The organism is Hoeflea sp. EC-HK425, assembly GCF_902498795.1.
GTDB classification, from domain to species: domain Bacteria; phylum Pseudomonadota; class Alphaproteobacteria; order Rhizobiales; family Rhizobiaceae; genus Hoeflea; species Hoeflea alexandrii.
This window is the reverse complement of record NZ_LR701572.1, coordinates 4,219,774-4,232,672: the sequence shown is the minus strand read 5'-3', so window position 1 is coordinate 4,232,672 and position 12,899 is coordinate 4,219,774. Positions and strand designations below refer to the sequence as shown.

Sequence of the window (12,899 nt, the reverse complement as noted above, 5' to 3'; positions counted from 1 at the left end):
GCCAGGTGCGTGGCCTTTGTCATATGCTGCCGAACGCCTCGATCGTGTCGGCGATGATATCGATCCCGCCGGGAATCCTGGCGCTGTCGATCGAGGAATAGGCGATACGGAAATTGTGCCGGCCGTCCTCGGGGTTCTCGAAGAAGAAATGGCCCGGCTCGAGCAGCACCCCTCTTTGCCTGACCGCCTGGGCAAGATCGCGGGCGTCGATCCCGTCCGGCGTCTTCATCCAGAAGCTTGAGCCGCCCGAAACATCGGAGCCGGCGACATGCAGTCCGCGCCGGTCTATGGCCTCCTGCATCACGTCGCGGCGGCGCCGGTAGGTCTGGCCCATGCGCGCCACCAGCGCATCGAAATGGCCGAGCGACAGGAAATTCGCCACCGTTCGCTGCAGATGACCGGGCGGATGCCGGACGACCACCATCCGCAGGGCGCGAGCTTCGCGGATGAAGGTCTCCGAACCGACCATGTAGCCAAGCCGCAGACCCGGAAACAGCGATTTGGAGAACGAGCCGACATAGATCACCCGGCCCTCCTCATCCAGCGACTTGAGCGCTGGAGCCGGCGGATTGAGGAACGACATTTCGAATTCGTAGTCATCCTCGACAATCAGGAAGTCTTTCCGCGAGGCCATCTCCAGCAGTTGCTGGCGCCGTTCAAGCGGCATGGTCACACTGGTCGGACAATGATGGCTCGGCGTGGTGAAAACCACGTCGGTCTCGTCAGGAAGCGCGTCGAGCCGCATGCCGGCATGATCGACCGGCACGTTGACCACATTGCAGCGCGCCAGGTTGAGCGCCACCCGCAGGCCCGGATAGCCCGGATTTTCCATCACCGCCGTGCGCCGCTGGTTGAGCAGCACCTGGGCCGCCAGCCACAAGGCGTTCTGTCCGCCCATGGTGATCAGGATCTGCTCCGGCTTGGCCTGAATGCCGCGCCGAGGCAGGGTGTTGAGCGCGATGTATTTGACCAGCTCCGGATCATCGCGCTCGTAGCTGTCGGCTGTGACGGTTGAAAATTCCCGCTTGCCCAGCGCCTGCAGGGCACACTGCCGCCAGTTGCTGTGATCGAAGATCTTCTCGTCCGCCTGACCGTAGATGAAGGGGTAGGGGTAGCTCCGCCAGTCGACCGGTTTTTCCACCAGCACCTGGCCGGTGTAGCGCTGGCCGATGGCGCGGTTCCAGTCGACTGCATCGGTGACGACGCCCTTCGGCGCGTCGAAGCGGGTGCGCTGCGGCGCTGTCGGCGAGACATAGTATCCCGAACGCCCCTTGGCGATCAGGTAATCGTCGGAAACCAGTTCGCTGTAGGCCAGTGTCACGGTGATCCGGCTGATCCCCAGGTGGGTCGCCAGTTTCCGGCTGGAGGGCAGTTTCGCGCCAGGGATGAAACGCCCGGACAAGACGCCCTCGCTGATCATCCTCTGGATCTTCTGTTGCAGTGTTCCCTCGAATTTCGGGTCGAGAAAAAACGTGTCTATCGGAATCGACATTCGATCGCCCAGCCGGTTTTTGCCAGCATATCGACAGACTTAGCCAAGCGGAAGGGGCGGGCGGGCAATTGTCCCGCCCTTGCATCAAGCCGAATATCCCGCCTGCGTGTCGAGCCTATGCGAACACCCGCGTCAGCGCCTGATCCACACTGTCGGTAATCCGGTCGATATCGTCCGCGGTCGCGATCAGCGCCGGTGAGAAACACAGCGTGTTGTTGAAACCCGGCAGCGACCGGTTGGTCGCGCCGATGATGACGCCTTGGGCCATGCAGTCGGCCACCACGGCCTGTACCCGCTTCTCGTCCATCGGTTCGCGCGAAGCCCGGTCGCTCACGAGTTCCGCGCCGAGGAACAGGCCCTTGCCGCGCACATCGCCGATGACGGCGTGCTTGTCCTGCAGCGCGCACAGATTTCCGATCATCCGCTCGCCCATTGCTTCGGTGTTGGCGATCAGGTCCTCGTCCTCGATGATCCGCATGTTCTCAAGTGCTGCGGCCGGGCCGGCGGCGCATCCGCCAAAGGTCGAGATGTCGCGGAAATAGGACATTGGGTCGGACGGATCGTCCTTGAACTGCTCGAATACCGCTTCCGTGGTCACCGTGCAGGAAATCGCCGCGTAGCCTGAAGCCACGCCCTTGGCCATGGTGACGAAATCCGGCTTGATCCCGTAATGCTGGTAGCCGAACCAGGCACCGGTGCGGCCGACACCGCAGACGACTTCATCGATATGCAGCAGGATATCGTACTTGGCACAGATCTCCTGGACCCGCTCCCAGTAGCCCGGCGGCGGGGTGATCACGCCACCGCCCGCGGTAATCGGTTCGAGGCACAATCCACCGACGGTGTCGGGTCCCTCCCGCAGGATCACCTCTTCGATGGCGTTGGCGGCGGCAAGACCGTAGCTTTCCGCGTCCGGATACTGGCTGCGGTACTCGAGGCAATGCGGCACCATGACAAAGCCCGGCGCCATCGGCCCGTACTGCTCGGCCCGCTGTGGCTGCCCACCGGCCGACAGCGTCGCCAGCGTCGTGCCGTGATAGTCGCGCTCCCGGTAGAGAATCTTGTACTTGCGGCCACCATGATGCCGGTGCGAGATCTGCCGGATCATCTTGAAGGCCTTCTCGTTGGCCTCGGATCCTGAGTTTGAGTAATAGACCCTGCTCATGCCAGGCATCTTCTCGATCAGCTTCTTGGCGAATAAAGCGCCCGGGATCGAGCCCGCGCTGTTGGCGAAATAGTTCATCTTGACCAACTGGTCTCGCACCGCATCGGCGATGCTCTCGCGGCCATAGCCGACATTGACAGTCCAGACGCCCCCGGACACAGCATCAAGATGTTCCTTGCCGGTGGCATCCCACACCCGCATGCCGCGACCCTCGACCATGATCCGCGGATCGATGGTTTCAAACGGCTTGTGCTGGATAAGATGATGCCAGACATGGGCACGATCGGCCTCGACAACTGCCTGGATATCGTTGGTCTGGATGGGCAGGTTCATGCGCGGTCCCTCCCGGGAAAAGAGTGATGTCCGGTCCTCCGGCGTCAAAACCATCGCCGAAGTGTCTGGCAAGAGAATAGGGCCAGTGAGTGCTTGGTCATATGGCCAGAAAAAGACCAACAAATCCAATAGACTGCGGCAGAATGCGAAAACTGGTACAATGCTGCCGCACAAATTGGCGCTATGGCTTTCGACACCGACTTGATCGACTTGACCCTGTTGGCGCAAGATGACTGCAAAAGAACGCCAAGAAAACGGGAACAGCGCTGGAAACCCTGAGATTGATCTTCGGTTTTTCCGGCAAGGATTTGCAATCGAAAGGCCGGCTTCGTGCTGGCCCGGACAGGGAGCATCACATGAAAGCTGCATCAAGAATTTCCGCATTGTTGGCCGGTATCGCCATGGTCGCCACCGCCTCGGTCGCCAAGGCCGAAGAAATCACGGTTGCCTACTTCCTCGAATGGCCGATGCCGTTCCAGTACGCCAAGGTCAAGGGCCTCTATGACGAAGCGCTCGGCATGAAGGTCAACTGGAAGTCGTTTGATGCCGGAACCGCCATGTCGGCGGCGATGGCCTCGGGCGACATCCAGATTTCGGTGAGCCAGGGTGTTCCACCCTTCGTCGTTGCAACGTCCGCAGGGCAGGACCTGCAGGTGGCGGATATTGCCGTCGTCTACAACGACAATGACAACTGCGTGGTCAAGGCCGAGCTCGAAATCGACAAGGACAGCGCCAAGGAACTGGAAGGCAAGAAGGTCGGCGTGCCGATCGGAACCGCCGCGCATTATGGCTTCCTCAAGCAGATGGAGCATTTCGGCATCGATGTCTCGACCATGGAAGTGGTCGACATGGCTCCGCCGGACGGTGCCGCTGCATTCGCCCAGGGCAGCCTCGACATGGTCTGCGGCTGGGGCGGTTCGCTGCGTCGCATGAAGGAGCACGGCAATGTCCTGTTGACCGGTGCCGAGAAGGACGAGATCGGCATCTCCGTCTATGACGTCACATCGGTCCCGGCCTCTTTCGCTGCAGAGAATGCCGACGTTCTGGCCAAGTTCCTCAAGGTGACCGCCGACATGAACGCCAAGTGGCTCACCGATTCGGAGGAAATGCTGCCGGTCATCGCCAAGGATTCGGGGATGAGCGAGGCCGATGCGGCCGACACCCTCAAGGGCTTCCAGTTCCCCACCGTCGAGGCGCAGCTGTCGGACAAGTGGCTCGGCAAGGCCACGCCCGAGTTCCTCAAGGGCGTGGGTGACTTCTTCAAGGAGCAGGGCAATATCCCGGCGTCGCGTGACACCTATGACGGTGCGGTCAACACCGCACCGCTCGCAGCCGCGGCCAACATGTAAGACCGGAAGACGAAACGGGCAGCCGGGGCAATCCGCTCCGGCTGCCCGTCCACGGCACATTGTTCCCTATGATTGGAGTAGCCATGGGTGACCTGGTTATCGACAACCTTTCGATGCGGTTTGATCTGCCCAATGGCGGGTCTGTACAGGCGCTCAAGAATGTTTCTCTCAAGCTTGCCAAGGGTGAATTGCTTGCGGTCCTGGGGCCCTCGGGCTGTGGCAAGACAACGCTTCTCAACATCGTCGCCGGATTTCTTGCCCCCACCGACGGGCAGGTGACGCTCAATGGCAAGAAGGTCACCGGCCCGGGCCCCGAACGCGGCATGGTGTTCCAGCAAGGCGCGCTCTTCGAATGGATGAATGTTCGCCGCAACATTTCGTTTGGCCCCGACATGGCCGGCAGGCCGGCATCTGAAACACGGCCGATCGTCGACAATCTGCTGCGCACGGTCGGGCTGCAGGATTTCGGCGAGAAGATGATCTACGAACTTTCGGGCGGCATGCAGCAGCGCGTGGCGCTGGCGCGCTGTCTGGCCAATGATCCCGATGTCATCCTGATGGACGAGCCGCTCGGCGCGCTCGATGCGCTGACCCGCGAGAAGATGCAGGGGCTGGTGCTCAAGCTCTGGAAGGAAACCGGCAAGACCATCATCCTGATCACCCATTCGGTGGAAGAGGCGTTGCTCCTGGGCGAGCGGCTGCTGGTGATGGCGCCGCGGCCCGGCCGGATTCACAAGGAGTACTGGCTGCCCTTCGCCGAAATGGGCGTTGGCCGCGACCTGCGCCTGGTCAAGAAGGAGCCGGAATTCGGCCAGCGCCGGGAAGAGATCCTCGGCATGATCTGGGACATGGAAGAGGAAATTATGGGCCGTCAGGAGGAAAGCGCATGATCGTCTTTCTGCTTTACCTGGTCATTTTTGGCTTCGCCTATGTCGCCTACCGGTTCTGGGAGCGCTCCCGCCATCACATTCATGACTTCGCCAGCCTGAAAACGGTGACTTTTGGTGATGAGAGCGCGGTGTCGCCGAACCGCTTCGCTTCGGTTGTCTCGATCATCGCCCTGTTTGCGATCTGGGGGGCGTTCACCGGCTCGGTGATCACACCGATCCACGTCCCGGGCCCGTTTGTCGGCGATACCAGCTTCACCTACACCGCCCGCAATGCCGCCGGCGAGACCGACGAGGCGGTGGCCCATATTCGGGTCTACCGTGTCGGCGAGGAGGTGCCGCTTCCCGAGGTGTCTGACACGCCCAACACATTTGCCGTCGATGATGCCGTCAAGATCGGCGCCTGGCGGACATCCCTCAGCCGCCTCAACGAGAACGACATTGGCGGCCAGGAGGATGGCTACAGTCTGATCGCCATAGATGGGCAGCCCATCGCGCCGGGAGAGACGGTGCGGTTCTCCGACGGAGAGGTCACCATGACCAACAAGGGCAGTCTGTCGATCAAGCCCGACAAGGGCTGGCAGATGGAACCGATCTGGCTGCCGGCGCCGGAGGCCGTTCTTGGCCGGCTGGGGGAGATCGCCAGCGAGGGCTACAAGAACTTCTCTCTCTGGGAGCATCTGGGCTATTCGCTCGGCCGGGTGATCGCAGGCTTCGTCATCGGTTCGATCATCGGCATTCCGCTCGGATATGCCATGGGCCTGTCCAACTGGTTCCGCGGCTGGTTCGATCCGATTGTCGAATTCATGCGCCCGGTGCCACCGCTCGCGCTAATCCCGCTGATCATCATCTGGTTTGGCATCGGCGAGGAGGGCAAGGTCATCCTCCTGTTCCTGGCCGCACTCTGGATCATGACCATTGCTGCACGCGCCGGTGTCTCGGGCGTGCGGATATCAAAGGTGCACGCCGCCTATTCGCTCGGGGCCTCCAAATGGCAGATCCTGCGGCACGTGATCGTGCCCAACTCGCTGCCGGAGATTTTCACCGGCGCGCGGGTCGCCATGGGCGTCTGCTGGGGTACGGTGGTCGCAGCCGAATTGGTGGCCGCCGATCGCGGTGCCGGAATGATGATCGTCAACGCGTCGAAGTTCCAGCTCACCGACATCGTCATCCTTGGCATCATCCTGATCGGCATCATCGGCTATGGGATCGATATTCTGATGCGCATGGCCGAGAAATGGCTGGTTCCCTGGAAAGGCCGAGGCTGATAGCAGGCGCTGAAACGGAAAACGCCGCCGCTCAGGTTCAGAGCGGCGGCGTTTCTCTGTTTGAAGCAGGAGCCGGTCAGATGTCGAGATTGGCCACTGACAGCGCATTGTCCTGAATGAACTCGCGCCGTGGTTCGACTTCGTCGCCCATCAGCCGCGAGAACAGGCTGTCGGCGTCGACCGCGTCATTGACCCGGACCTGCAGCAGCGAGCGGGCATGCGGATCGAGCGTCGTCTCCCACAATTGCTCGGCGTTCATTTCGCCAAGGCCTTTGTAGCGCTGCAGCGTCAGGCCCTTGCGGCCGACCGCAAACACCGCCTGCAGCAATTCGCGCGGACCCGAGATCTGGGTGCCGCCTTCCTTGCGCCGCAGGATCGGAGGTTCGGTGTAGACCTCGCGCAGCTTGGCGTTCATCTGGTCGATCATCCGTGCATCCTGGCTGCCGACGAGCCCGGAATCGAGATCCACCGATTCCTTGACACCACGGACCACCCGTTCGAACCGGAATCCGCCGGTGTCGGTAACGATACCCGTCCAGCCGCGCTCCGATTCTTCGGAAATCATGTCGAGACGGCGGGCGACTTCGGCGACCATTGCCTCCGACGCGGCTGGATCATTGATCCGCTCGGGATTGAACGCGCCGGCGATTGCGGCCTGCTCGACAACCGAGTGGTCGTAGCGTGAATGAAGCCCTTCCAGCAGCGCCCGCATTCTCAGTGCATCGTTGATGGTGCCTCTCAGATCGGCGCCGGTCCGCACTTCGCCCGTGGACAGTTCGAGCGCCGCTTCATCGAGCCCGGTGCTGATCAGGTAGTCCTCCATCGCCTTTTCGTCCTTGAGGTACTGACCGGACTTGCCGCGCGACACTTTGTAGAGCGGCGGCTGGGCGATGTAGAGATGCCCGCGCTCGATCAGTTCCGGCATTTGCCGGAAGAAGAAGGTCAGCAGCAGGGTACGGATGTGGGCGCCGTCCACGTCAGCATCGGTCATGATGATGATCTTGTGGTAGCGCAGCTTGTCGGCGTTGAATTCATCCTTGCCGATACCGGTCCCCAGCGCCGTGATTAGCGTCCCGATTTCCTGGCTCGACAGCATCTTGTCGAAGCGGGCCCGCTCGACATTGAGGATCTTGCCCCTGAGCGGCAGGATCGCCTGGTTCTCGCGCGAACGGCCCTGCTTGGCCGATCCGCCGGCCGAATCGCCCTCCACCAGGAACAGCTCCGACTTGGCCGGATCCTTCTCGGAGCAGTCAGCGAGCTTGCCGGGCAGCGAGGAGATGTCGAGGGCGCCCTTGCGCCGTGTAAGTTCGCGTGCCTTGCGCGCCGCTTCGCGGGCGGCGGCTGCTTCGATCACCTTGCCGACCAAGACCTTGGATTCCGCCGGATGTTCTTCGAGCCAGGCGCTCAGCGTCGAATTGACCAGGTTTTCCACCACCGGGCGGACTTCCGAGGAAACCAGCTTGTCCTTGGTTTGCGAGGAGAATTTCGGATCCGGTACCTTGACCGACAGCACGGCGGTCAGGCCTTCGCGGCAATCATCGCCGGTCAGCGACACCTTTTCCTTTTTGGTCATGCCGGAGCTGTCGGCATAGGCCACCATTTGCCGCGTCAGTGCCGCGCGGAAGCCTGCCATGTGGGTGCCGCCGTCGCGCTGTGGAATGTTGTTGGTGAAACACAGCACGTTTTCGTGGTAGCTGTCGTTCCACCACATGGCGAGCTCGACGGTGATCCCGTCCTTTTCGCCCAGCAGTGTCACCGGATCGTTGACCAGCGGCTTCTTCGAGCGGTCGAGATAGCGCACGAAGGCTTCCAGTCCGCCCTCGTAGAACAGTTCCAGTTCCTTGACGTCGGAATGGCGCCGGTCGGCCAGCAGGATGCGGACGCCGGAGTTCAGGAACGCCAGTTCGCGCAGCCGGTGTTCGAGAGTCCCGAAGTCGAAATCGGTCATGGTGAAGGTTTCGCTGCTCGGCATGAAGGACACTTCCGTGCCCGTCTCGCTGCCGCAATCGCCGATTACCTTCAAGGGTGCATCCGCAACGCCGTGGCTGAAGCGGATTTCATGGATCTTGCCATTGCGCCGGACCACCAGCTTCAGCCAGACCGAAAGCGCGTTGACCACGGACACCCCGACGCCGTGCAGACCGCCGGAGACCTTGTAGGAGTTCTGGTCGAACTTGCCGCCGGCATGCAGCTGCGTCATGATCACTTCGGCGGCCGAAATACCCTCACCCTGGTGAATATCGGTCGGAATGCCGCGCCCATTGTCTGTGACGGTCACGGATCCGTCCGGATTGAGCGTCACGGTGACGCGGTCTGCATGGCCGGCCAGGGCCTCGTCGATGGCGTTGTCGACCACCTCGTAGACCATGTGATGCAGGCCGGAGCCGTCGTCGGTGTCGCCGATATACATGCCCGGCCGCTTGCGCACGGCATCCAGGCCCTTGAGAACCTTGATCGATTCGGCGCCGTATTCGGCCGGCACGGTCGGGTTTGTCTCAGGCGTATCGTTCATCATGCAGGTCTTTCAGTCCAGAGCGGCAGTGCCGGGCGGAAGAATGGGGAATACGGCAACGAATCACCGTGAATACGAGCTTTCACTATAGGCGGGCGGCTTGCGAAAACCAAATCCGCGGAGCCATGGAATTGTGGGTTTTGGAATGCATATATGGGGATGAATGCGCCGGATCCCAAAGACGGCATGTGCGTGGCTCCGACTGGCATACTGCGGTTGGTGTCCGATGCTGCTGCCGGTGCAAAAGGAAAGACCGATGACAGAGACCTACACCCCGTTCGTGCCGCCGGCGCCGGTTCCAAGAACAACCCCGCCTTCGCGGTTCGAGATCATACGGACGGTCATGCGAAACCCGCTCGAATTGTGGGGCGAGCCGTCCTTCCGGCTGGAGTGGCTCAAGACCAGGTTCTTCAATGAACGCACGCTGATCGTCAATCATCCGGGCTTGGTGCGGCATGTGCTGGTCGACAACGCCCAGAACTACAAGATGGCGACTATTCGCCAGATGGTCCTGCGCCCGATCCTGCGTGATGGCCTGTTGACGGCGGAAGGCGAAACCTGGAAGCGTTCCCGAAAGGCCATGGCGCCGGTGTTCACGCCGCGCCACTCCCGCGGATTTGCCGAACAGATGTTGGAGCAGTCCCGCGCCTTCACCGGGCGCTATGAAACCGCCGCCGCCGGTGGCGAGGTGCATGACATCGCCGTCGACATGACCGAGCTTACCTTCGATATTCTCTCGGCGACGCTGTTTTCGGGCCAGGTCGCAGGTACCGAAGCCGAATTCGCCGGCGACATAGACCGTTTGTTGTCGACCATGGGCCGGGTGGATCCGATGGACCTGCTCAAGGCGCCATCCTGGGTACCGCGCTTCCGGCGCATGCTCGGCAAGCCGATTCTCGCCAAGTTCCGGGCCATCGTTGAGGAAACCATGACCAGGCGGCAGGCGCTGATGCAGAGCGATCCTCAGAACGTGCCGGAAGACTTCCTCACCCTGCTGATCCGGCTCCAGGGACCGGACGGCCTGAGTTTTGACGAGATCGAGGACAACATCATCACCTTCATCGGCGCCGGTCATGAGACAACCGCGCGGGCACTTGGATGGACCCTCTATTGCCTGGCCAACTCCCCGCAGGATCGCGAAAAGGTCGAGGCAGAGATCGACGAGGTGCTGGCCCGCGAACCCGATCCGGTCAAATGGCTGGACCTGATGCCATGGACCCGCGCCGTCTTCGAAGAGGCGATGCGGCTCTACCCGCCGGCCCCCTCGATCAACCGCGCCGCCATTGCCGATGACAGCTGGGACAATGGCAAGGGGGAGACCGTGACCATCGAGGCCGGGACCACGATTCTGGTGATGCCCTGGACGCTGCACCGGCACACCAAGCTGTGGGATCGCCCTGAAGCCTTTATCCCCTCCCGCTTCCTTCCGGAAAACCGAGGCGCTATCGATCGCTACCAGTATCTGCCCTTCGGCGTCGGCCCGCGCATCTGCATTGGCGCCACCTTCGCGCTGCAGGAAGCGGTGATCGCTCTGGGCGTGCTGTTGTCGCGTTTCCGCTTCGACTGCACCGATGCGACGAAGCCATGGCCCATGCAGAAACTCACCACCCAGCCCGAAGGCGGTTTGCCGATGCGGGTAAGCCTTCGGTAGCTTGGCAAGTCAGGCCAATCGCGGACCCGCCAGCGTGCGAAAGTGTGGCATCCGGTTGAAAACCGTCATATGTGGATTGTCAGCTCCCGTCGGGCGTGGAGCGCATGAATGGACCGCAGACATGACATCCCCCCTTTTTCTCGGCATCGATACCGGCGGCACCTACACAGACGCTGTTCTCTACAGCGAAAGCGAGGGTGTTCTGGCCTCGGCCAAATCGCTGACCACACGTCATGATCTGGCGATCGGTGTATCCGGCGCAGTTGAAACGGTTCTCGCCGAAATCGGTGCCGCGGTTGGGCGGATCCGGCTGGTCTCGCTTTCCACCACGCTCGCCACCAATGCGCTTGTCGAGGGCCAGGGCGGACGCGCCGGACTGGTGATGATCGGCTTCGGCCCGCAGGATCTTGCCCGGGACGGACTGGCCGAAGCACTTGGCAGTGATCCGGTCATCTACCTGACCGGCGGGCACAATGTGCATGGCAACGAGACCCCGCTTGATCTCGCCCCGCTTGAGCAACAGCTCGAGGATTTCGGCCGGCAGGTCTCTGCGGTGGCGATCGCTGGCTATTTCGCGGTTCGCAATCCTGCCCACGAGATCGCCGTGCGTGATTTGATACGACATCGAACATCCTTGCCGGTCACCTGCAGTCATGATCTTTCTTCGAAGCTGGGCGGGCCAAGGCGGGCGCTGACCACGCTGTTGAATGCCCGGCTGATCTCGATGGTGGCCCGTCTCATCGATGCCACCTCCGGCTATCTCGAGAGCCGCGGCATCAAGGCGCCGCTGATGGTGGTGCGTGGCGATGGTGCCTTGATCTCGGCCGCAGAGGCGCTGATGCGTCCGATCGAGACTATTCTCTCCGGCCCGGCGGCAAGCCTCGTCGGCGCGCGGCATCTGACCGGACTGGAGAACGCCGTCGTATCCGACATCGGCGGCACAACCACCGATGTTGCGGTGCTTGAAGGCGGTAATCCGCGGCTGGACAGTGAGGGCGCCACCGTTGGCCGCTACCGGACCATGGTCGAGGCGGTTGCCATGCACACGTTCGGTCTTGGCGGGGATTCCGAGCTGCGGCTTGAGGACGGCGGTTTTGATGCGGGCCTGACCCTCGGCCCGCGTCGGCTGATGCCTTTGAGCCTCGCCGCCCATCTCTGGCCGCAGCCGGTGATTGCGGCGCTGGAACGGCAGGCACAAACATCCTTTCCAGGCCGTTATGACGGCCGTTTTGCCCTTCGCACTGGTTTGCCGAAGGCATTGGCCACCGGGCTGAGTGTCCAGGAAGCGGCCTTGTACGAGCGCGTGACACTGGAGCCGCAGCCGCTTGACGCCGTGCTGACCGCTACCTCCCAGCGCGCAACGCTGGACCGGCTCGTCGCCCGCGGCCTGGTCTTGATTGCAGGCTTCACACCCTCCGATGCGATGCATGTGTTGGGCCGGCAGGACCAGTGGAATACCGAGGCCGCGGTTCTGGGTGCGGAGATATTCGCGCGCCGCAAGGCGGGCTCTGGCCAGGCCGTCGCCGACTCGGCTTCCGGGCTCGCCGGGATGGTCTCTGCCCGTCTGACCCGTCAGAGCGCCGAGGTGATCCTGACGGCATTGCTGGCCGAAGAAGGCATCAGCGGCATTGACGTGTCGAAATCGGCTTTTGTTGAGCGCGCCCTTGCCCGCGCGCCCGGGCTGGTCCGCTTCAGTCTCCGGCCTGACAGGCCGCTTGTCGCACTCGGGGCCTCCGCGCCGGTGCATTACCCCGCGATCGCCGACATGCTCGATATCGAAAGCTTCGTGCCGGTCCATGCCGGGGTCGCCAACGCGGTGGGCGCGGTTGTCGGCCAGGTACGCGAAACCGTGACCGTGTTCGTCACCGAGCCGGATGAGGGACGCTATGCGGTCAACGGCGCCGGCGCGCACGAACTTTTCAGGGAGCGTGCCGAGGCTTTCGCACGGGCGCGGGAACTGGCTGGCGCCGAGGCTCGAGAGGCCGCGATCCGCAGCGGCGCCGACCATCCGGTGGTCGAATACGGCGAGCATATCGACATGCCGGAGATCGAGGGTCTCGAAAAGCTTGTCGAAGCCCGGTTCGTTGCCACCGCTTCCGGTCGGCCCCGCATAGCTGCGAGATGATTTGTTCCATTTTGGAATAAATCATTTGCACCTTAGATGAATTGACAGGCAATGCGCTGACCGTCAGTTTCGCCCAAAACGAGGGCGCATGGGCGGCGCCCGCAATACGGAGTATCA

Annotated in this window: 8 protein-coding genes; 5 read left to right on the top strand and 3 right to left on the bottom strand. The window is 62.2% G+C overall.

From position 1 onward, the window contains the following. Nucleotides 1-19 precede the first annotated feature (19 nt). Together SPHINGO391_RS22805 and SPHINGO391_RS22800 are read right to left on the bottom strand one after the other, a co-directional pair. Complete coding sequence (locus tag SPHINGO391_RS22805) at nt 20-1,492, bottom strand: PLP-dependent aminotransferase family protein (protein ID WP_152010993.1); 1,473 nt, start codon at nt 1,490-1,492, stop codon at nt 20-22. A gap of 115 nt (nt 1,493-1,607) precedes the next feature. Beyond that, nucleotides 1,608-2,990, bottom strand: a complete 1,383-nt coding sequence (locus SPHINGO391_RS22800; RefSeq protein ID WP_152010992.1) for an aminotransferase class III-fold pyridoxal phosphate-dependent enzyme — start codon at nt 2,988-2,990, stop codon at nt 1,608-1,610. A gap of 356 nt (nt 2,991-3,346) precedes the next feature. On the opposite strand from SPHINGO391_RS22800, the gene SPHINGO391_RS22795 reads away from it, so the two are divergent. From SPHINGO391_RS22795 to SPHINGO391_RS22785, 3 genes are all read left to right on the top strand, one after another. Continuing rightward, complete coding sequence (locus tag SPHINGO391_RS22795; protein WP_152010991.1) at nt 3,347-4,339, top strand: ABC transporter substrate-binding protein; 993 nt, start codon at nt 3,347-3,349, stop codon at nt 4,337-4,339. Between the two features lie 83 nt (nt 4,340-4,422). Then, nucleotides 4,423-5,229 carry an ABC transporter ATP-binding protein gene (locus tag SPHINGO391_RS22790; protein WP_152010990.1) on the top strand — a complete coding sequence of 269 codons (807 nt, stop codon included), beginning with the start codon at nt 4,423-4,425 and terminating at the stop codon, nt 5,227-5,229. Continuing rightward, a complete protein-coding gene (locus SPHINGO391_RS22785; RefSeq protein ID WP_152010989.1) occupies nt 5,226-6,494 on the top strand; it encodes an ABC transporter permease subunit in 1,269 nt (422 codons plus the stop codon). The genes SPHINGO391_RS22790 and SPHINGO391_RS22785 overlap by 4 nt, the downstream gene beginning before the upstream one ends. A gap of 76 nt (nt 6,495-6,570) precedes the next feature. Here SPHINGO391_RS22785 and gyrB read toward each other — a convergent pair whose 3' ends face one another. After that, nucleotides 6,571-9,006: a DNA topoisomerase (ATP-hydrolyzing) subunit B gene (gyrB, locus tag SPHINGO391_RS22780; RefSeq protein ID WP_152010988.1), complete on the bottom strand. Its 2,436-nt coding sequence runs from the start codon at nt 9,004-9,006 to the stop codon at nt 6,571-6,573. A 256-nt stretch (nt 9,007-9,262) separates the two neighbouring features. Between gyrB and SPHINGO391_RS22775 the strand changes: the two genes are divergently transcribed. After that, nucleotides 9,263-10,657, top strand: coding sequence for a cytochrome P450 (locus tag SPHINGO391_RS22775; RefSeq protein WP_152010987.1), 1,395 nt, complete (start codon nt 9,263-9,265; stop codon nt 10,655-10,657). A 121-nt stretch (nt 10,658-10,778) separates the two neighbouring features. Continuing rightward, nucleotides 10,779-12,782, top strand: a complete 2,004-nt coding sequence (locus SPHINGO391_RS22770) for a hydantoinase/oxoprolinase family protein (RefSeq protein WP_152010986.1) — start codon at nt 10,779-10,781, stop codon at nt 12,780-12,782. Nucleotides 12,783-12,899: the final 117 nt, after the last annotated feature.